Consider the following 18414-nt stretch of genomic DNA (forward strand, 5'->3'; position numbering starts at 1 on the left):
TCTCACAACCGAGGGTTACTTGACAGCACCCGCGGCCAGCCCGCGGGTGATGTGCTTCTGGAAGATCAGCGCGATGAGCACCGGCGGCACGGCGGCGAGCAGGCCGCCCGCGGCCATCAGGCCGAAGTCGAGGCTGTAGCGGCCGGTGAACTCGGCCAGCGCCACGGGAACCGTCTTCGACGCCGGGGACGAGGTGAAGATGAGCGCGTAGAAGAACTCGTCCCATGCCATGAGGAACGCCAGGAGCCCCGCGGAGATGAGGCCCGGACGCGCCACCGGCAGCACCACCCGGATCAGCGCGCCGACCCGGCCGCACCCGTCGATGCGGGCGGCCTCCTCGAGTTCGGCCGGCAGGGCGCGGAAGTAGCCGGACAGCAGCCACAGGACGAAGGGCGTGGTGAAGGAGCAGTAGACCACGACGAGCGAGGTCCGCGTGTCGAGCAGGCCGAGCGCGGCGCCGGTCATGTACATGGGCACCACGAGGGCCAGCGGCGGCATCATGTACGTCAACATGAAGACGAACAGCACCAGTCTGCGCCCGGGGAACCGCAGCCGCGCGAACGCGTAGGCGCCGAGCACGCCGGTCACCAGGCTCACCGCGACGCTGCACCCGGCGACGACCAGCGAGTTGACCAGGGCCACGCGGAAGTCGCCCGCCACGCCGCCCGCCGCCTGCGTGAAGATCGCCGCGTAACGGTCCGGCGTGGGCGAGTCCGGCCACAGGTCGGGCGGCTTGCCGAGCAGGCCGGCCTGCGGGGACACGCTGGCGAGCAGCAGCAGGGCGAACGGCCCGAGGACGACGGCGGCCAGCAGCGCCCCGCACAGGTACATCGAGGGGCGGTAGAAGCGAGAGGGTCTCACGCCGTTCCCCCCGAGTCGGTGCGGAGCATGCGCAGGTACACCAGCGAGAGCACGAAGATGAACAGCACGGTGAGGTAGGCGGCCGCCGAGCCGAGGCTGAACTCCTGGTTGGAGAAGGCCTTCAGGTAGGTGTAGAAGGCGATCGTGGTGGTCCCGGAGTCGGGGCCGCCCCTGGTCATGATGTAGATGATGTCGAAGACCTTGAACGCCTCGATGGTGCGCAGCACCAGGACGACCGCGATCGCCGGCTTGAGCATCGGGATCGTGATGGACAGGAACCGGCGCACCGCCCCCGCGCCGTCCATGGCCGCCGCCTCGTAGACGTCGTCGCCGATGGTCTGCATCGAGGCGAGCAGCAGGATCGCCACCAGCGGCGTGGTCTTCCACGCGTCGACCAGCGCGACCACGAACAGCGCCTGCGTCGGGCCGCCGACCCAGTCCTTGTACGAGTCGAGCAGGCCCAGGTTCATCAGAAGGCCGTTGAGCGCGCCGTACTCGGGGTGGAGGATCCACCGCCACATGTTGGCGCTGACGATGGTGGGCAGCGCCCACGCCAGGACCACGAGACTGCGGAAGAACCACTGACCGCGGATGCGCTGGTTGAGGAACTGCGCGAGCAGCAGGCCGACCACGAGTTCCACCGCCGTGGAGAAGACGGTGAACACGGCGGTGCGCCACACCGTGGCCCAGAACTCGGAGTCCGACAGCAGCGCCGTGTAGTTCGACAGCCCGGAAAACGAGAACGCGGTCTGCAGCGCCGAGGTGGCGTCGACGAGGCTGAGCACCAGCGTGCGGCCCATGGGATACAGGACGACGCCGAACACGACGATCATCGCCGGGGCCAGCAGCGCCAGGGCGAGCGGCCACTGGCGTTCGACCTTCCCTCGTCTGGCCCGCGCCGCCGGCGGCGCCGTGCTCGCGGGGCGTCGCAGTGTCAGGGACACCGGTCAGCCCCCGATGACGCGGTCGACCTTGGCCGCGGCGTCGGAGAGCGCCTGGGCCGCGGGCGTGCCGCCGACCAGGCAGGACTGCAGCCCGGCCTGGATCTCCTGGCTCACCGCGTTGTACTGCACGACCTGGGGGCGCTCGATCAGCGAGCCGTACTGGGCCTTGTCGGCCGCCACCAGCGGTGCCTGCGCCCCGCTGGTGAGCTTCGGGTCCTCGTAGGCGCTGTTCCACACCGGCAGCGACCTCTCGACGTACTGGAGCTGGTTGTCCTTCCCGCACAGGAAGGCGACGAGCTGCCACGCGGCGTCGGGGTGCTTGGAGGTCGCGGTGACCGACAGGCCCATCGACCCGTCGACCGCCGGCCCCTGACCGCCCGGCCCCTTGGGGCTGACCGCGGGCTTCAGCTCTCCGACGATCTTCGACTGCTTCGGGTCGTTGGACTCGCTGTACATGTAGTCCCAGTTGAGCGCGATCGCCGCGTCGCCCTGGACGACGACCTTCTTGACGTCGTCCTCCAGGAGCTTCGTCGACGAGGGCGCACTGAGCCCTTCGTCGAGCGTGCGCCTCATCCACTCCAGCGCCTGCAGCCCGCCCCCCTGGTGGAAGGCCGCCTTGCCCGCGTCGTCCAGGAAACGGCCGCCGAACGCGCCGAGGAGCTGCGCGTAGTCGCAGATCATCGCCTCGGCGTGCGCCCAGCTCCACACCAGTGGATGCTCGACGACCTTCTTGGCCTTCAGCGTCCTGGCCGCCTCGAGCACGCCGTCCCAGGTCGACATCGCCTTCTCGTCGACCCCGGCGTCCTTGAGCATCCGGGTGTTGTAGAAGAAGATCTTCCCGCCGGGGATCCACGGCATCCCGTACCTGCGGTCCTTGTACGTGACGGAGCCGAGCGTGCCGGGCAGGATGTCGTCCAGCCAGGCCTGCTGGTAGCGGTCGGTGACGTCGAGCAGCATGTTCTTGCCGGCCAGCTCCGCCGGCCAGATGCAGTCGATCAGCACGACGTCGTACGTGCCGGCCGGCGCCGAAATGACGATCTTGTCGTGCAGGGCCTCGTACGCGACGAAGGTCGGCTGGACCGTGATGTCCGGGTGGGCCTTCCGGAACGCCGCGAGCATGCCGCGGATGTCGTCTTCGCTGTAGCTGGCCTGCTTCATGAACAGGGCGTTCAGCGTGACGGGGCCCGAGGAGCCGCCGTTGCCGCGGGAAGGCCCGGACACGGCGCAACCGGGCAGGACCGCGGCCGCGCCGAGGACCAGCGGCAGGCTCAGGAGCCTCCGGCGTGAGATCGAGTGCATAACCAGCCTCCAGTTAGTTAGGTCATTTACCTAACGAAGTGAGGTAGGATATGTCAAGGGCAGGTCCGAAAGGATCAAGTGGAAGCGGGAGCTGCGGGGTTCCGGATGACATCACTGAGCACGAGTGCACGGGCGGTGCTGGCGGAGCTCACCCGGCGCGGCCGGGCCACCCGGCCCCAGATCAGCCAGGCGCTGGGCCTGTCCAAGCCCACGGTCTCCACGGCGATGTCCGAGCTCGAGGAGCTCGGCCTCGTGCGGGAGGACGGCTCCGTCCAGGGGCACACCGGCCGGTCGGCGCTGCTGTGGCGCGTCGGCGAGGGGGCCGGTCACGTGCTGGGCGTCGACGTCGGCGTCACCCGCACGCGCATCCACGCGCACGCGCTGAGCGGCGAGCGACTGCTGGGGGTCAGCCGCGACGTCACGTCCCCGGCGTCCCGGTCCGGCGCGGCGGATCTGACGGCCAGCGCCGACGCCGCGGGCGCGCTCCTGCGCGAGACGCTGCCGCGGCTCGGCGACAGCGGGCCGCTGCGGCAGATAGTGATCGCGCTCCCGACCGTCGTGACCGACAGGGACCCCGCCGCCGCCTCGCAGTCGCCCGAGGTGCACGACATGCTCAAGGCGCTGTCCCTCCCCCCGGCCCCGCTGCTCCTGGAGAACAACGTCAACTGCGCGGCCGTCGCCGAGGGGAACCTCGGCGTGGCGCAGGAGGCCGCGCAGTTCGCGTACGTGCAGGCGGGTGTGCGGATAGGAGCGGCGCTGGTCATCGGCGGACGTTTGCTGCGCGGGGCGTCCGGCTGGGCCGGCGAGGTCGCCCACCTGCCCTTCCCGTGGGACGCCGGCCGGGACCCCGTCCCCGAGGGCCTGGAGCGCTTCCTCGGAGCCGAGCACCTGTTGCTGCGTACGGCGGCCGCGTGGCCGGCGTCGGAGGGCGCCCCGCCCACGAGCGCCGAGGAGCTGTTCCAGCGGGCCGGCGAGGGCTGCCCGCCGGCGCAGCGCGCCGTGACCGAGCACGCCACGCAGGTCGGGCGGCTGGTCGTCGCGGTCGTCGCGCTACTCGATCCCGGCCTGGTGGTCCTCGGCGGCGGGGTGGGCTCCAACCCGCTCCTCGTGCAGGGCGTCCAGGAGACCCTGAGCACCCTGTCCATCCCCGTCGAGATCCGCCGGAGCGGTCTTGGGGCGACGGCCACCGTCGAGGGCGCCGCCGTGCTCGCCCGCGAGCAGGCTCTGCACCGCCTGATCCACGCCTGACCGGCCGGTGACGTCCGATCAGGTCGTGGGACGCGGATCGGGCTGCGCCGGCGCGGGGCGGTGGGTGCGCAGCCGGACGGCGTGGTCGAGCACGCCGTGGTCGTAGGCGGTCTCGGCGTGCAGCGCCAGATCGACGCCGGACACCTCGTCCTCCTCGCTCACCCGGAAACCCATCAGCCGGTGGATCAGCTTGCCGATCCCGTAGGTGACCGCGAAGGCGTACAGCGCGACCACCGGGACCGCCATCGCCTGCTTGCCCAGCTGGGCCAGCCCGCCGCCGTACAGCAGGCCCCGGGGACCGTCGGCGCCGGTGAGCGTGCGGGTGGCCAGCAGCCCGATGAGCAGGGTGCCGACGACGCCCCCGACCAGATGCACGCCGACCACGTCGAGGGAGTCGTCGTAGCCGTGCCGGAACTTCCAGCCGACCGCCTGCGAGCAGACCATGCCCGCGACCAGGCCGATCGCCAGCGCGCCCAGCACGTCGACCGAGCCGCACGACGGTGTGATCGCGACCAGCCCGGCCACGACGCCCGAGGCGACCCCGAACGTGGTGGGGTGGCCGTCACGGCGCTGCTCCACCAGCAGCCAGCCCAGCAGGCCGGTGCACCCCGCGGCCAGGGTGTTGAGGAAGACGGCGGCGGCGGTGCCGTCCGCGGCCAGCGCGGAACCGGCGTTGAATCCGAACCAGCCGAACCACAGCAGCCCGGCGCCGAGCAGCACCAGGGGCAGGTTGTGCGGTCGCATGGCCTCGGCCTTGAACCCGATCCGCGGCCCGAGCACCAGCGCCATGGCGAGCCCGGAGGCGCCCGAGGTGATCTCCACGACCAGGCCGCCCGCGTAGTCGAGCGTGCCCATGGCGTGGATCCAGCCGCCGGGGCCCCACACCCAGTGCGCGATGGGGGCGTAGACCGCGAGCGCCCACACCGGGACGAAGACCAGCCAGGCCGAGAAGCGGGCCCGGTCGGCGATGGCGCCGCTGATCAACGCCGCGGTGATGATGGCGAAGGTGAGCTGGAACGTCGCAAACAGCAGCGTCGGCACCTGCCCGGTGACCGACCCTGTGGTGATGTCGTGCAGCCCCACGTGGGCCAGGCCGCCGATCAGTCCCCCGATGTCGGGGCCGAACGCCAGGCTGTATCCGGCGGCCAGCCAGACGAGGGTGACCAGGGCGATCGAGACGAAGCTCATCATGATCATGTTGAGCACGCTCTTGGCCCTGACCATCCCGCCGTAGAAGAAGGCCAGGCCCGGCGTCATCAGCAGGACGAGCGCGGTACAGGCCAGGAGCCAGGCGGTGGCACCGCCATCTACCTTCACCGGCATGATCGCCTCACACTCCTCACGGTGGTCGTCCGCAGGTTCCGCCACGGGCGCACCATGAGACTCACCGTTGGCCGTTTCATGGCGTATTCGGGAGTGTTACTGCGATGTTTCTTATTGCGAGGGCGTTACCGGCTCCTCACCGAACCATGCTCGACCAGTTCTTCGGCCAGGAGCTCCCGTACGCGCCGCCACGCGTCATCGGCCGCCGTGGCGTCGAACGTGTCGCGGCGGTCGCAGAGGAACCCGTGGCCGACGCCGGGATATTCGACGATCTCGTGGCGTACGGCGGCGGCCCGCAGCGCGTCCGCGATCATGCGGCGATGGTCCGGCGGAACGACGTGGTCCTCGGCGCCCACGAGGACCAGCACGCGCCCGGTGATGCCGGGGGTCAGCGCGAGCGTCGGTTCCGGGCGGCTGAGGGGGATGTCGGTGGCCGGGATCCAGCCGCCGTAGGCGACGGCCACCGCCGCGAGGTCCAGGCGGGTGGCCGCGAGGTAGGCCACGTGGCCGCCGAGGCTCAGGCCGACCATGCCGACGCGCACGCAGCCGCGCGCACGCAGGTGCTCCATGGCGGCGCGCACGTCGTGCACCACCTGATCCCGCGTCAGCCGGTGCAGCAGATCGAAGCCGCGCTCGCGGCCCGCCGCGTCGTGCGGGAGCTCGATCCCGGGGGCGTCGCGGTGATAGAGGTCGGGCGCCAGCGCGACGTATCCCTCCGCGGCGAGCCGCTCGCAGACGTCGCGGACGTGGGCGCTGACGCCGAAGAGCTCCATCGCCACCAGCACGCCGGCAAAGGGCCCGGGGCCGGCCGGGCGGGCGAGGAAGGCGCCCATCCGTGACCCGTCGGCGACGGTCACCTCAGCCGACTCGGTGAGGATCCGGTGCGGAGCGCGCGAAGATCGTGTAGTCACGGAACGACGCTAACGTCACCCCATAGGCGTAACCACAGGACGTTCATGCTAGTAACCGCAGTATCAGGATCACCATGACCGATGCCGTCGATCCCGCGCGGCTGAGGGAGCTCGGCGATTTCCTGCGCTCCCGGAGGAACCGCCTGCGCCCCGCCGACGTCGGGCTTCCCTCGGGCGCCCGGCGCCGCACCCCCGGCCTGCGGCGGGAGGAGGTCGCCACGCTCGCGGCGATCTCCCCGACCTACCTCGCCTTCCTGGAGCAGGGCCGGGACGTGCGCCCCTCGCGTCAGGTCCTCGACGCGCTGGCCGGCGCTCTGCGCCTCGGCACGGCCGAGCGCGCGCACCTGCACGAACTCGTCCACCGCGCCGCACCGCCGGTCGTCGCGCCCGGCGGGGAGACGCTTCCACCCGCCGTCGCGGCGCTCGTCGACCGGCTCGATCCGTGTCCCGCCTACGTCACGGGACGGCGCTGGGACGTGCTCGCGGCCAACCGCGCCGCCCGCGCCCTGTGGACCGACTGGCTCCTGCTGGCGCCCGACGCCCGCAACATGCTGTGGTGGATGTTCACCGACCCGGCCGCGCGGACCGTCTTCGTCGAGTGGGAGCAGGAGGCGTCCGCGCAGCTCGCGCGCTACCGTTCCGCCGCCGCCCGCCACCCCGGCGACCGCGGCTTCGCGGAGTTGACCGCACGGCTCAAGGCCGCCAGCCCGGAGGTGCGCGCGTGGTGGCCGCGGCACGACATCGCGCCGCTGAGTTCGGGCACCAAGAGACTGCGCCATCCGCTCCTCGGCGAGCTCGAACTGCGGCACGTCGTCCTTCTCACCGCCGACGACGTCGAGCAGAAGCTCGTCGCCTTCCTCGCCGCGAATGCCGACCAGGCGCGGATCGCAGAGCTGATCGCCGCCGGGTAGCGGCCCTGCGTCCTCCTCCCCCGAGCGTCAGGCCGCCGAGGCGGGGAACCGCTCCCAGACGCGGTGGGCGGCCATCAGCCGCTGCACAGCGGTGAAGACCTCCGTGGCGGAGTCACCGGAGACCACGCCCGGTGTGCCGGAGACTCCGGCCTGCGCGAGCAGCTTCGCGCCCGCGCCCCAGGCGCCGATCGCCTTGGCGTGCCGCCAGCACTCCTCGATCATGAGCGTCACCCGCGGGTCGACCGCGACGGAGCCGCCGGCGCCCGCCTTGGCGTCGCGCGCGGGCAGGGCGTCGGGGGCCGGTGCCGGCGCGGCCGCCACCAGCAGGGCGTCGAACTCGATCGACCGGGCGGTGGCGAAGGTCCGCTGCACGGACAGGTCGCCCAGCATCCCGCCGTGCGGGGCGATCAGCAGCGGCACCATGCCGGCGGCGAACACGGCCCTGCGCAGGTCGCGTACGCCGTCGAGGTCGGCGCTGTCGTCCACGACGATGCCGACCATGCGGCCGTCGGCCGGCCACTCCTTGCCCACCTGCGAGAGCGCGGGGCTCGGCGCCGGGTCGGCGAGCGGCAGGGCCGGCTCCGGCGCGGGCAGGCCCAGCCCGGTGGCGACCTCCCGGCAGAGCACCGGGTCGATGTTCGCCAGGCACTGGAGCTGGCGCTCCTTGATCGCCTGCTCGTAGCACTTGCCCAGCTCGAAGGTGTAGGCGCGGATGATGTGCTCCTTCTCCACGGGCGACATGCTCAGCCAGAACAGGCGGGCCTGGCTGAAGTGGTCGTCGAAGGAGACGGGGTTGGCGCGGACCTTCCTCGCCCGGGCGATCTCGACCGGTGTGTCGACGAACGCGTTCTCCGCGTCACCGGCGACGAACGGGTTGCCGCCGTCCAGGGAGTTCGGCCGGTACGGCGCGACCCCGGCGTGCACGGCGTGCTGGTGGAAGCCGTCCCGGAGCATGTCGTTGACCGGGCAGTGCGGCCGGTTGATCGGGATCTGCGCGAAGTTCGGGCCGCCCAGCCGGGTGATCTGCGTGTCGAGGTAGGAGAACAGCCGCGTCTGCAGCAGCGGGTCGTTGGTGACGTCGATGCCCGGCGGCAGGTGGCCGACGTGGAAGGCGACCTGCTCGACCTCGGCGAAGAAGTTCGTGGGCGTCCGGTTGAGCGTCATCCGCCCGATGGGCTGCACCGGCGCGAGCTCCTCGGGCACGATCTTGGTCGGGTCGAGCAGGTCGATGCCCTCGAACGTCTGGTCGGGGGTGTCGGGGAACACCTGGATGCCGAGCTCCCACTCGGGGTAGGCGCCGGCCTCGATCGCGTCGTACAGGTCGCGGCGGTGGAAGTCGGGGTCCATGCCGCCGAGCATCTGCGCCTCTTCCCAGGTCAGGGAGTGCACGCCGAGTTTGGGCTTCCAGTGGAACTTGACCAGCACCGTCTCCCCGGCCTCGTCGACCAGCCGGAAGGTGTGGACGCCGAAGCCCTCCATCATGCGGAAGGAGCGCGGGATTCCCCGGTCGGACATGTTCCACATGGTGTGGTGCTGCGCCTCGGTGTGCAGGGAGGCGAAGTCCCAGAACGTGTCGTGGGCGCTCTGCGCCTGGGGGATCTCCCTGTCCGGGTGCGGCTTGCCCGCGTGGATCACATCGGGGAACTTGATGCCGTCCTGGATGAAGAACACCGGGATGTTGTTGGCGACGAGGTCGAAGGTGCCCTCGTCGGTGTAGAACTTCGTCGCGAAGCCGCGGGTGTCGCGGACCGTGTCGGCCGACCCGCGCGAACCGAGGACGGTGGAGAACCGCACGAAGACGTCGGTCTTTCTCCCCTTCTTGAGGAAGCCGGCCCTGGTCACCGCAGAGGCGGTGCCGTACGCCTCGAACACGCCGTGGGCGCCGGCGCCCCGGGCGTGGACGACCCGCTCGGGGATGCGCTCGTGGTCGAAGTGCGTGATCTTCTCGCGCAGGTGGTGGTCCTGCAGCAGGGTCGGGCCGCGCTCGCCTGCCTTCAGCGAGTGGTCGGTGTCGCGCAGCCGCGCCCCCTGCGCGGTGGTGAGGTAGGCGCCCTGCTGGCCCTTCGACGTGGCGGGCGCGCCGGTCTCCGCTCCGGTCGGCGTGACGGTCGCGGGAGCGCCCTGTTCCTTCTTCGGCGGCAGCGGGGCGCGCGGCGTCGCCGGCTCCTCGACGGTCGCCGGGGCACTGCCCGGCGAGTCGGGAACGTCCGGCGTCAGGAGGTCGGCCACCTTCTCGGCGGTGTTCTCCACGACGTCCTTGACGGCCTTGGCAGGCTTGCTGGCATCCATTCGGCGAGTACCTCCATGGAGCGGCACGGGCAGGTCCGCGGCGCAGTACCCGCAGGTGGGAGGCCGAAACATCGGCCCGCGCCGCCGGGTGCCCGGGCCGACCCGGATCGCCGTCTTGTCTAGGTCCACCCGACGAACCGGATCGACGGCCCGGCTTGCGACGTCGCGCAGCGCGCCGGTTCTCCGGCTCCGGGTCGCTGGCAGCAGGTCGCCGGCGGCAGGTCGTCCGCGGCCGGCCGTGGCCGGCCGCCGGTCTCCTCGAAGCGGCGGATGTGCTCGGCGACCCAGGGGCCCGGCGGTCACGCCTCCCGGATGCTGACGGCGGCGCGGTGGTGGCGTGGCGCCTCGACCTCGTCGAGCAGCGCGATCGCGAAGTCCGCGTACGTGATCCGGCTGGTCATGTCGCCGTGATCGGCGAGCAGGTACCGGCCGGTGGGCGTGCCGCCATGGTCGAAGTCGCCTGCGGGTGCCACGTACGCCCAGTCGAGGTCGCAGGTCCGAAGCTCGTCAAGGCCTGCGGCGTGGCCGAGGGAGAAGTCGCGGTACTCGTTGGGGTAGCCGGGCTCGTCCATCAGGGGAGCGCCGGACGCCCCGGGCAGGACCGATGCGAGACCGACCACCACCAGGCGGGGTACGCCCGCCTTCGCCAGGCCGGTGGACAGGGCGCGGGCCGACGCGGTGAAGAAGTGGTGCGGTGCCACGGACAGATCCGCGGCGGCGCTGATGGCGGCGTCATGCCCGGCGGCCGCACGCTCGATGCTCGCCGGGTCCGTGACGTCGCCCGCCACCACCCGCACGTCGCCCAAGTCGCTGTGGCCTGCGGGGTCGCGCACCACGGCGGTGACCTGATGACCACGCCGGCGCGCCTCCGCGACCGCCCGCCGCCCGGCCCGGCCACCCGCGCCGAAGACCACGATGTTCATGGCGAACCACCTCTCACCAGGGCCGGAGCCCGTGTGCCCGGCCGATGCCCCGGACGCTATCCGGAGCCGCGGTTACCACCGGGATACCGGCTATCGTGAGGCCATGAGGGAACCCCTGCCCGCCGACATGTTCGACGAGCTGTGTCCGTCCTCGCTCAATCCGATCCGATTCGGTGACAAGTGGGCGCCGCTCATCATCCGCTGCCTCGAGCACGGGCCGCGCCGGTTCTCCGAGCTGCGCATACCGCTGAACCGCGTCACTCCCAAGGTCCTCACCCAGTCGCTGCGGTCCCTCGAACGGGACGGTCTCGTCAAGCGCACCGTCTACGCCGAGGCCACCCCGCATGTCGAGTACGAACTGACCCCCCTCGGCCGCAGCCTGCTCGAACCGTTGGCGGCCGCCTGCGCCTGGGCGGCGGAGCACTGGGACGAACTGCTCGACGCCCGCGAGTCGTACGACGACACCGCCCGCCTCGACCGCGCCGGCTGACGCCGGTTGGCGCCTGTAGGGCACCGTCTGGTGGTGATCGAACTACGTGTCCTGAGCGAAGACGACTGGCCGATCTGGCGCGAGCTGCGGCTCGCCGCGCTTGCCGAGGCGCCGCACGCGTTCGGCTCGACGTTGTCCATCGGAGAGCCCGGCGAGCTGCTGCGTGACGGCGTGGGCCGGAAACAGGTGCCGGCGAAGACCCTGAGAGGCAGATCGCTCGGTCCAGACGGTTATGGGCAGATCTTCCATCCTTGTCAGCGATCGGGCACGAGTGAGCCGGCCGACTGATATAACCCCTGCGTGACCTACCGATTCACCGCCCGCGCGGCGGGCGGAGACGAAGAGTTCGATGAGGATTGCCGCAGCGCGGGAGTAGCAGAATTCGAGGATGGCACGGGCTTCATCCTGATCTTCATGAGTGGCATCGAAGAGGCCGACGATCAGGACGTGGATCTCGGCCACGACACTCACTGCCTGGTCACCGCCGACCAGGGAACCGCCTACGGCTGCGTTCGGGAAGTCGCTGTTCGCGATGACACACTGCGCGTTGTGCTCGACCCCGCTGCGCTGCAGAATCTCGGCCTGGACGACCCGGTGATCGAAGCGGTGCTGGACGTCTCCGAGGCCGAGGTGCACCGGCTGTGTGAGATGCTCCGCAGCATATTCAGCTATGGAAGAGCAGACGCCAGACCGGTGCTTGTCGACCTGTGAGATCGGCCGGGCGGTGCACGGCCGTTGTCACTCGGTTCGTCACTCACCGGTGATCCGACCATCGTCACGTGCCGCTTCGTCTCGCCGTCAGCCCGCCCACGTGGCATCGGGGATCGCGACGAGCTCGTCGGCCTCGTCCATTTCGAAGTACGGAACGCCGATCCCCGAAGGTGGTCACGCGGAATTCGGGCTCGTCCCTGTAGAGGGCGCGCGCACCCCTTTGCTCAGAACGCGCCGGGTGAAGCGGGCCGCGTCGATCAGGGCGCGCTCGTGGGTTCCGGTGCTGATCAGGTCCTGGCCGTCGTGGGCGGTCACCTCGAAGCTCAGGCGCCGGCCGTCGATGTCGCTCAGCCGGGCGTGGCAGGTGACGCTCAGGCCGGGCGGGGTGGCCGCCTGATGGCTGACGGCGATGTGCGTGCCGACCGTCTGCTCGCGCGGCCAGTCCAGGTAGGGCATCAGCGCCCGTACGCATGTCCACTCCAGCAGCCCGACGAGAAATCCGGTGGCCAGCACCGGCGGCATCGTCGCGAACTCCGGCGACTCGGGGTACAACGCCGCGACGATCTTGGTGTGCGGGATCTCGAAGGTGAACTCGTGCTCCAGCCCGATCGGCACCTCACGCATCATCCACTCCTATCAGCCGGGCCGCGGCCTCCTTGGCCCGGAGCATCGCCTGGCGGTCGTCGTCGACCACCACCCGGGCGTTGGCGCCGTCGATGAGCAGCAACAACGCGTAACCCACCTCCTCCGGCCGGTGCAGGCCGGCCCGCTCGGCCAGTTCGGTCAGGGTCCGGCGCAGCCAGTCCTTGTAGGCGGAGATCACCGCGCGGGCCGGATGGCCGGGATCGGGCAGTTCGACGGCGGCGTTGGTGAACGGGCAGCCCCGGAATCCCTCGCGCCCGTGTCCCTGCGCCAGCCAGTCGAAGACCGCCAGCACCGTCTTGGGGTCATCGGCACGGCATTCGGCGAGGAAGGCGGCCAGGGCGGCCTGCCGCGATCGCCTGCGCCGGTCGAGCACAGCGGCCACCAGGTTCTCTTTCGACCCGAACTGGGCATACAACGTCGGCTTGGACACCTGGGCTCGTTCCACCAGGGTGTCGACGCCGGTCGCTCGGATGCCCTCGGCGTAGTAGACCTCAGCAGCCACTTCCAGCAGTCGCTCCCCGCTGGGACTCAAGAGGCGATCTTCCACAGTCGGATACTGACAGGTCAGTAAACCGAACACAAGAGCCCGGAGCCGGCCCCATACGTACTGCCCGGCGGACTTTCGCCGGCCGGGCCGTACGTCGGGCTCGTTACTCGACGAGCAGTTCGACGGGCATATTGCCGCGGGTGGCGTTGGAGTACGGGCACACCTGGTGGGTGGCGTCCACGAGGTTCCGCGCCTGCTCCTCGGTGAGATTCCCGGGCAGTTCCACGTGCAGGACGGCGTCCAGCTCGTAGCCGCCCTTGCCGTTGGGCGAGAGGCCGACCTCCGCGGTGACCGAGGCGTCGGACACGTCGAGGCCCTGCGTACCCGCCACGAGTTTCATGGAGGTGGCGAAGCAGGCGGCGTAGCCGGCGGCGAAGAGCTGCTCGGGGTTGGTGCCGTCACCGTTGCCGCCCAGCTCCTTCTGCAGGGCGAGCTGGACGTCCAGCCGGCCGTCCGAGGAGACCGCCCGGCCGTCGCGGCCTTGCGCGGTGGCGGTGGCAGTGTAAATCCGCATGGGTTTCCCTTCATGAATGTCGGGTTCTCGCGCCCAGGACCGACAGCAGCGTGACGGCCAGGGTCACGACGGTGACCGTCCAGAGGCCGGCCCGATAGCCGCAGCGGCGATGGTGCGCGCCGGATAGACGGCGGCGAGCACTCTTTACGGACCGATCGGTCCGGACCGATCGGTCCCAATACTGAGGGCAGGGCGGTAGGCTGTCAACCAAGATTGCTCAACACGGGAAGGACAGACGGTGACGCGCAGACCGGCCCCCGGCACCCGGCGACGCATCCTCCAGACGGCAGCGCGCCTGTTCGGCGAGCAGGGCGCGCGGGCCGTGGGCATGCAGCAGATCGTCGAGGAGACGGGGCTCGGTAAGAGCGTGCTCTACCGCGAGTTCACCGGCAAGGACGACCTGGTGAAGGCATGGGTGGGCGAGTTGCACGACCATGCCTGGTCACAACTCGACAGTGCGATCGCTCGCCATGAGGGCGATCCTGCCCGCCAGCTCCTGGCCATCGTGGAACACGCTCAGGAGACCGCCCGGACCTCAGACGCCCATGGCTGCACCTTCTACAACACCTCGGCGGAGTATCGCGATCCCGACCATCCCGGCCGCCGGGAGGCCGTCGCCCACCTCGACCAGCTACGCGAACGGCTGCGCGCCCTCGCCACCACCGCACGCGCCACCGACCCCGACGCCCTGGCCGACATGCTGATGCTCATCATCTCCGGCCTGTACGCCAACGCGGCCACGCTCGGCCCCTCCGGCCCTGTCGCACGTTCCGTCGCCGCCGCCCGCATCCTCATCGATCAGCACATTCCGGCACACGCCAGCGCATCGTGAGGTTCAGGACGGTCGCGTGGTCAAGAACCGCCGGTCGACACCACGACTGGCCGCCCGGAGCGACGGCGACCGCCATCCGGTGAACGAATCCGGATCGCTACCATGCCGATCATGGAGAAACTGGATCCTCGCCGCACCGCATTGCTCCTCATCGATCTCATGACGCGCATCGTCGAGCAGCCCACGGCACCGCATGCCGGATCCGCCGTGGTCGCCCGCTCCCTCGCGCTGGCCGACGCAGTGCGAAAGGCAGGAGGTCTCGTCGTCGCCGTGCGGGTCGAGCGGCCAGGCGTTACGGAGCAGCCACCGGGCAGCGAACTGGTGGAAGGAGTGCTCGGCGACCTGGAGATCGTGAAGCACACCTGGGGCGCATTTCACAACACCGGGTTGGAGGAGGCGTTGCGTAGGAACGCCGTCGACACCCTGATCATCACCGGGATCGCCACGAACTTCGGCGTCGAGCAGACCGCGCGCTTCGCCGACGAGTTCGGCTTCAAGGTGATTCTGCCCGAGGACGCGGTCACCGCACTCGACGCACACGCCCATGAGTTCGCCTTCGACTACATCTTCCCGCGCATCGCCACCGTCAGCACCAGCGCCGAGGTCGTGGCAGCACTGGAGTGAGACCAGTACGGACTTGAAACTGCTGGAGCGCCGGCAGCGGCGTGAATGGCAGGCAGGGCGAGGGCGGACGGCCTGAGTGGCCTGAATGATTCGACCGCATGATCACAGCAGGTCGCGTAGCCGATCGGAAGTGAGACCAGCCTGCCGCACGATGGAGGCGAGCGTACCGACGGCCAGAGCGTCGTGCTATGCACGATTACTGTGCGAGTCTCGTCTTCGGCGACCTGGCGCAGCTTGCAATGGCTGCCTCTGGTGGCCACGACCTCAAAACCACACTTCTCCAGCGCGCGCACGACGTCAGGCCGGAGCAGACCGGAAACTGGCGCGGGCTCATGCCGAGCGACGGATCTCGATCGGCGCCACGATCGGCTGCCGCGGAGTCTGGGGAAGGGGCTCGTCCTCGAAGTAGAGCTCTATGGCGTTGCGGAGGCTGGCCAGGGCCTCGTCAACCGTCCGGCCCTGACTGGCCACCTCAACCTGGACGCAGCGCGCGACGTACCAACCCTCTTCGTCGGGGGTGACGGTCGCGGTCAAGGTGACGGTCTGGCTCATGCCGTCAGCGTACGCCAACGCTCTACGCCGGACCCGCCGGTAGGAACAAGCCGCCCTTCGCGACCTCAAAGGTTCTCGACTTGCGCAAGGACGATCACGCACCTGTAGACGTCGAGGCCCTCCTTCTCGATCGTGACTCGCAGGTCCGCGCCTGCGGAAACGAATTGGCATGCCGTGAGGGCGCCTGGGCGGGTGGAGCCAAGGCCGCGGAGGGCTACCTGTGCCGGGTGGTCGCCGACCTTGACCGGATCCCCGAACTGGTCGTCGAGCACGCGGAGTTCGCACGCTACGGCTCCGGCTACGCGTCGTTCGTGGACGTTTTCCTGACCCGGCGTAAACGGATCCGCCCGTCACGTCGGTCCAGACGGCTCTACGACCGTTCAAGGATTGCCGCTGGCGTTGTGCCGCCTCGCCCCGATCGCGTGCATTCTGTCGCCCGGCGAGCGCTCCCATCATCCCGACGGACACGGGTACCACTCCATGCCATGGCTCGAGGCCGTCACCGAAGCGCCGATCCCCGGATGGGAGGAAGACTGCGAACAGATCTCCCAGGTCCTGGATCGACACCACATCACTCTCGTCGGCCCTCGCCTCCTCAGCCGGCCGGCCTCGCCACACCTGAAGATCGACACGAACCTCGGCGACGGGCCGCCCCACTCGATCTTCGATGTCTGGTTCCACTGGGCCGACTGATAGCGCAACCGATCCACAGAACACTGGAACGGCAGTTACCCAGGCGAAGCGAAAGGCCGACCCACTGAGTAGCGGACCGGCCTTCTGAACTGCGCGAACATGGTGGACGATACGGGGATCGAACCAATGACCTCTTCGGTGTGAAGCAGATCGGCCACATCGCTGACTTGCTATGAAAGCGGCCTTGACCTGGGCCGACAAACCACGGACGTCCGTACAGATCTACGGATGTACGTGGCCGTTGTCACCCAGTTGGTCACTCTGCCGAAGAGGCTTCCTCCTCGCGTGCACGCGCGTCGACTCACCGTCTGCCCTGACTACAGCGCCGGGCACGGCGCCAGCGGAGACCGCTGGTATGCCTGGGCCAGGCGCGATTACCGCGCCCGCCGGTGTGTCCCGACCGGAGGGGCAGCCGGGACGCACCGGGGTCAGGCGCCGCGCTGCGCCAGCAGCAGGTAGGTCAAGATCTCCGGGTAGACCATCGGGGACGGCTGGATCTCGCAGCGGAAGCCGCGCGCCTCCAGCAGCTCCCTGATTTCGGCCATCCGGCCGTGCAGGTCCTGGACCTCCATCACCACGTTGTCGATGCGGTCCCACTGGTCGTCGGCGATGCCGCGCAGCACCTCCAGCTCTGCGCCCTCCACGTCGACCTTCAGGAGGTCGATGTGCGCCAGGCCGGACAGGTAGCTCTCCAGGCGGCGGACCGGCACGGTGAGGTACTCGGGCTCGTACTGCGCGGTCACATCCCAGTCGGGATGCCGCTGCCGGACCACGCTGACCTGCAACTCCTTGTCCTCGGGATAGCGCGTGGAGTTGCCTGGCATGTTCGGGTAATGCACGAAGGACGTGTCCTCGACGCGCTCACCGATGGCCTCCCGGACGACGCGGACCCCGGACAGCCCGTGCAGCTCGATGTTGCGGCACAGGTAGTCGGCGGTCCGCGGCACCGGCTCGAAGGCAAGGATCGAGGCGCCCGGCCACTGCCGCTTGGCGAAGACCGTGAACAGGCCGATGTTCGCGCCGACGTCGACGATCGTGGGTCTCTCTGAGAGGGAAAACTGGTCGTAGCATTCGTGCTCGAAGATTTCCTGGTACTGGAAATTCGCCTCGTGCTCGACCGGGGCGTACAGCTTCAGCTCTTCGTCGCCCAGCACGAGCAGGTCGTTGGCCCTCACGATGTCCACTGGTCTCTCCCGGAGTGATGGGTGGGTGATTCCACCGGCCGGAGCTCTCAGAAGAGCCGGCTGGAGGGGGCGTACGCCGCGGAGGCGGCGAACTGTTCGAGGCGGTGAAGGAAGGTCTACGAGGGGCGTCGATGCCCAGGAAGGTCAGGCCCGGATGGGTGAGCAGGTGCGCGGTGACGGCGGCGGCTCGCGGGTTGCCGCCAGTTCAGCGGGTCGCGCAGCAAGTCCATCGGCGGCACGAGGCCGACGGTCGTGATGCCCACCCACAGGTTCGCGGTCAGGGCGCCGTCGGCGGCCGTCACGCCCTTGGGGGTGTTCGCCGAGCCGGAGGCGTGCTGGAGGAACGCCATCCGTCCGGCACGGCACCGAACGTCTGAGGCCAGAGCGACTGCTGACTCTCGTCATTGATGAGGACGAGAAACGTGCCATCCTCGTCGTCAAACGGGGTGATCATGGTCGCTCCCACTTCCTTGAGTCGATCGGGCGACGCCCCGCTACTGTTTCCCGGGGGCGTTGGCGGGCTCGATACTCCACCGAGCCGACGACCCGGATCTGCGTGAAGGCTTGACACACAGATGATCAACTCAGTTGAATTTGGTGTCAAGGGCGCATCTATCGACACCCTTTGGTCGCAACTCCGAACAGCCCTAGCATTGGTTGGCTGGAGATACACCCGAGTTTCGCCGTTCGCGGGCGCATGAGCCTTGATCACGTGGGATCACGTGGTGTGGCCGCTGGTCAGCTCCAAGGGCAAGGAGGAGCGTCCATCCAAATCGCTCACCTTTGATCAGCACCGCGGCCACCCTCGGGCCACCCGGAAGATCAGAAGAGGCCACCCGCGTGGTGGCGGATGGCCTCTGGGCTGTGTGGGCGATACTGGGATCGAACCAGTGACCTCTTCGCGTGAACGCGG

At 69.7% G+C, this 18414-nt stretch carries 24 protein-coding genes; 8 read left to right on the top strand and 16 right to left on the bottom strand.

Going from position 1 to position 18414, the window contains the following annotated elements:
• Positions 1-15: 15 nt before the first annotated feature.
• Genes QSK36_RS30430 through QSK36_RS30440 form a run of 3 tightly spaced genes read right to left on the bottom strand, consistent with a single transcriptional unit; the run spans position 16 to position 3104 of the window.
• Positions 16-861, bottom strand: coding sequence for a carbohydrate ABC transporter permease (locus tag QSK36_RS30430; protein WP_285784739.1), 846 nt, complete (start codon positions 859-861; stop codon positions 16-18).
• Positions 858-1805, bottom strand: a complete 948-nt coding sequence (locus tag QSK36_RS30435) for a carbohydrate ABC transporter permease (protein WP_221263669.1) — start codon at positions 1803-1805, stop codon at positions 858-860. Before QSK36_RS30435 ends, QSK36_RS30430 begins: the two co-directional genes overlap by 4 nt.
• A 3-nt stretch (positions 1806-1808) precedes the next feature.
• Complete coding sequence (locus QSK36_RS30440) at positions 1809-3104, bottom strand: ABC transporter substrate-binding protein (protein WP_285784740.1); 1296 nt, start codon at positions 3102-3104, stop codon at positions 1809-1811.
• 105 nt (positions 3105-3209) lie between these two features.
• Between QSK36_RS30440 and QSK36_RS30445 the strand changes: the two genes are divergently transcribed.
• Complete coding sequence (locus QSK36_RS30445; RefSeq protein WP_285784741.1) at positions 3210-4352, top strand: ROK family transcriptional regulator; 1143 nt, start codon at positions 3210-3212, stop codon at positions 4350-4352.
• Positions 4353-4370: 18 nt separating this feature from the next.
• On the opposite strand, the gene QSK36_RS30450 is transcribed toward QSK36_RS30445, so the two are convergent.
• Together QSK36_RS30450 and QSK36_RS30455 are read right to left on the bottom strand one after the other, a co-directional pair.
• The gene (locus QSK36_RS30450) at positions 4371-5720 is read right to left on the bottom strand and encodes an ammonium transporter (RefSeq protein ID WP_285784742.1); all 1350 of its coding nucleotides are present in this window, start codon (positions 5718-5720) and stop codon (positions 4371-4373) included.
• A gap of 80 nt (positions 5721-5800) precedes the next feature.
• Complete coding sequence (locus QSK36_RS30455) at positions 5801-6586, bottom strand: dienelactone hydrolase family protein (protein WP_221263668.1); 786 nt, start codon at positions 6584-6586, stop codon at positions 5801-5803.
• Between the two features lie 74 nt (positions 6587-6660).
• On the opposite strand from QSK36_RS30455, the gene QSK36_RS30460 reads away from it, so the two are divergent.
• Positions 6661-7497 carry a helix-turn-helix transcriptional regulator gene (locus QSK36_RS30460; RefSeq protein ID WP_285784743.1) on the top strand — a complete coding sequence of 279 codons (837 nt, stop codon included), beginning with the start codon at positions 6661-6663 and terminating at the stop codon, positions 7495-7497.
• 27 nt (positions 7498-7524) lie between these two features.
• Here the strand turns inward: QSK36_RS30460 and QSK36_RS30465 are convergent, their stop codons facing one another.
• Both QSK36_RS30465 and QSK36_RS30470 read right to left on the bottom strand, forming a co-directional pair.
• The gene (locus QSK36_RS30465) at positions 7525-9786 is read right to left on the bottom strand and encodes a catalase (protein ID WP_285784744.1); all 2262 of its coding nucleotides are present in this window, start codon (positions 9784-9786) and stop codon (positions 7525-7527) included.
• 299 nt (positions 9787-10085) lie between these two features.
• The gene (locus QSK36_RS30470; protein WP_285784745.1) at positions 10086-10709 is read right to left on the bottom strand and encodes an NAD(P)-dependent oxidoreductase; all 624 of its coding nucleotides are present in this window, start codon (positions 10707-10709) and stop codon (positions 10086-10088) included.
• Between the two features lie 103 nt (positions 10710-10812).
• Here QSK36_RS30470 and QSK36_RS30475 point away from each other — a divergent pair, with 103 nt between their 5' ends.
• From QSK36_RS30475 to QSK36_RS30485, 3 genes are read left to right on the top strand one after another with little or no spacing between them, the layout of a single operon-like run.
• Positions 10813-11199, top strand: coding sequence for a winged helix-turn-helix transcriptional regulator (locus QSK36_RS30475; RefSeq protein ID WP_183536945.1), 387 nt, complete (start codon positions 10813-10815; stop codon positions 11197-11199).
• Positions 11200-11232: 33 nt separating this feature from the next.
• Positions 11233-11487, top strand: a complete 255-nt coding sequence (locus QSK36_RS30480; protein ID WP_285784746.1) for a hypothetical protein — start codon at positions 11233-11235, stop codon at positions 11485-11487.
• 12 nt (positions 11488-11499) lie between these two features.
• Complete coding sequence (locus tag QSK36_RS30485; protein WP_285784747.1) at positions 11500-11910, top strand: Imm10 family immunity protein; 411 nt, start codon at positions 11500-11502, stop codon at positions 11908-11910.
• A 174-nt stretch (positions 11911-12084) separates the two neighbouring features.
• On the opposite strand, the gene QSK36_RS30490 is transcribed toward QSK36_RS30485, so the two are convergent.
• The 3 genes from QSK36_RS30490 to QSK36_RS30500 all read right to left on the bottom strand — a co-directional run bounded on the left by QSK36_RS30490 (position 12085) and on the right by QSK36_RS30500 (position 13616).
• A complete protein-coding gene (locus QSK36_RS30490; RefSeq protein ID WP_183536941.1) occupies positions 12085-12534 on the bottom strand; it encodes a thioesterase family protein in 450 nt (149 codons plus the stop codon).
• Entirely contained in the window at positions 12527-13087 is a 561-nt protein-coding gene (locus QSK36_RS30495; RefSeq protein WP_183536939.1) for a TetR/AcrR family transcriptional regulator, read from the bottom strand. Before QSK36_RS30495 ends, QSK36_RS30490 begins: the two co-directional genes overlap by 8 nt.
• Positions 13088-13205: 118 nt before the next feature.
• The gene (locus tag QSK36_RS30500) at positions 13206-13616 is read right to left on the bottom strand and encodes an organic hydroperoxide resistance protein (RefSeq protein ID WP_183536937.1); all 411 of its coding nucleotides are present in this window, start codon (positions 13614-13616) and stop codon (positions 13206-13208) included.
• Between the two features lie 238 nt (positions 13617-13854).
• Between QSK36_RS30500 and QSK36_RS30505 the strand changes: the two genes are divergently transcribed.
• Both QSK36_RS30505 and QSK36_RS30510 read left to right on the top strand, forming a co-directional pair.
• Positions 13855-14448, top strand: a complete 594-nt coding sequence (locus QSK36_RS30505) for a TetR/AcrR family transcriptional regulator (protein ID WP_183536935.1) — start codon at positions 13855-13857, stop codon at positions 14446-14448.
• A 111-nt stretch (positions 14449-14559) separates the two neighbouring features.
• A complete protein-coding gene (locus QSK36_RS30510) occupies positions 14560-15072 on the top strand; it encodes an isochorismatase family protein (protein ID WP_285784748.1) in 513 nt (170 codons plus the stop codon).
• Here the strand turns inward: QSK36_RS30510 and QSK36_RS43580 are convergent.
• From QSK36_RS43580 to QSK36_RS30520, 3 genes are all read right to left on the bottom strand, one after another.
• Positions 15009-15365, bottom strand: a complete 357-nt coding sequence (locus tag QSK36_RS43580; RefSeq protein ID WP_352241171.1) for a type II toxin-antitoxin system HicA family toxin — start codon at positions 15363-15365, stop codon at positions 15009-15011. The two genes, QSK36_RS30510 and QSK36_RS43580, sit on opposite strands and share 64 nt — an antisense overlap.
• A 37-nt stretch (positions 15366-15402) precedes the next feature.
• Positions 15403-15624, bottom strand: coding sequence for a type II toxin-antitoxin system HicB family antitoxin (locus QSK36_RS30515; RefSeq protein ID WP_285784749.1), 222 nt, complete (start codon positions 15622-15624; stop codon positions 15403-15405).
• Between the two features lie 65 nt (positions 15625-15689).
• A complete protein-coding gene (locus tag QSK36_RS30520) occupies positions 15690-15896 on the bottom strand; it encodes a hypothetical protein (RefSeq protein WP_285784750.1) in 207 nt (68 codons plus the stop codon).
• Positions 15897-16011: 115 nt separating this feature from the next.
• On the opposite strand from QSK36_RS30520, the gene QSK36_RS30525 reads away from it, so the two are divergent.
• Positions 16012-16317: a hypothetical protein gene (locus QSK36_RS30525; protein ID WP_285784751.1), complete on the top strand. Its 306-nt coding sequence runs from the start codon at positions 16012-16014 to the stop codon at positions 16315-16317.
• A gap of 428 nt (positions 16318-16745) precedes the next feature.
• Here the strand turns inward: QSK36_RS30525 and QSK36_RS30530 are convergent, their stop codons facing one another.
• From QSK36_RS30530 to QSK36_RS30540, 3 genes are all read right to left on the bottom strand, one after another.
• Entirely contained in the window at positions 16746-17501 is a 756-nt protein-coding gene (locus QSK36_RS30530; protein ID WP_285784752.1) for an FkbM family methyltransferase, read from the bottom strand.
• 116 nt (positions 17502-17617) lie between these two features.
• Positions 17618-17851, bottom strand: a complete 234-nt coding sequence (locus QSK36_RS30535) for a hypothetical protein (RefSeq protein ID WP_285784787.1) — start codon at positions 17849-17851, stop codon at positions 17618-17620.
• Positions 17800-17955 carry an MbtH family NRPS accessory protein gene (locus QSK36_RS30540; RefSeq protein ID WP_502883365.1) on the bottom strand — a complete coding sequence of 52 codons (156 nt, stop codon included), beginning with the start codon at positions 17953-17955 and terminating at the stop codon, positions 17800-17802. The genes QSK36_RS30535 and QSK36_RS30540 overlap by 52 nt, the downstream gene beginning before the upstream one ends.
• Positions 17956-18414: the final 459 nt, after the last annotated feature.

The sequence above is a fragment of the Microbispora sp. NBRC 16548 genome, from assembly GCF_030268985.1.
Lineage (GTDB): Bacteria > Actinomycetota > Actinomycetes > Streptosporangiales > Streptosporangiaceae > Microbispora > Microbispora catharanthi.

Coding starts and splice junctions, on each gene's coding strand:
- QSK36_RS30460 (WP_285784743.1), top strand. CDS start 6,661: ATGACCGATGCCGTCGATCCCGCGCGGCTGAGGGAGCTCGGCGATTTC.
- QSK36_RS30490 (WP_183536941.1), bottom strand. CDS start 12,534: ATGCGTGAGGTGCCGATCGGGCTGGAGCACGAGTTCACCTTCGAGATC.
- QSK36_RS30500 (WP_183536937.1), bottom strand. CDS start 13,616: ATGCGGATTTACACTGCCACCGCCACCGCGCAAGGCCGCGACGGCCGG.
- QSK36_RS30440 (WP_285784740.1), bottom strand. CDS start 3,104: ATGCACTCGATCTCACGCCGGAGGCTCCTGAGCCTGCCGCTGGTCCTC.
- QSK36_RS30540 (WP_502883365.1), bottom strand. CDS start 17,955: ATGATCACCCCGTTTGACGACGAGGATGGCACGTTTCTCGTCCTCATC.
- QSK36_RS30465 (WP_285784744.1), bottom strand. CDS start 9,786: ATGGATGCCAGCAAGCCTGCCAAGGCCGTCAAGGACGTCGTGGAGAAC.
- QSK36_RS30510 (WP_285784748.1), top strand. CDS start 14,560: ATGGAGAAACTGGATCCTCGCCGCACCGCATTGCTCCTCATCGATCTC.
- QSK36_RS30535 (WP_285784787.1), bottom strand. CDS start 17,851: ATGGCGTTCCTCCAGCACGCCTCCGGCTCGGCGAACACCCCCAAGGGC.
- QSK36_RS30445 (WP_285784741.1), top strand. CDS start 3,210: ATGACATCACTGAGCACGAGTGCACGGGCGGTGCTGGCGGAGCTCACC.
- QSK36_RS30475 (WP_183536945.1), top strand. CDS start 10,813: ATGAGGGAACCCCTGCCCGCCGACATGTTCGACGAGCTGTGTCCGTCC.
- QSK36_RS30470 (WP_285784745.1), bottom strand. CDS start 10,709: ATGAACATCGTGGTCTTCGGCGCGGGTGGCCGGGCCGGGCGGCGGGCG.
- QSK36_RS30515 (WP_285784749.1), bottom strand. CDS start 15,624: ATGAGCCAGACCGTCACCTTGACCGCGACCGTCACCCCCGACGAAGAG.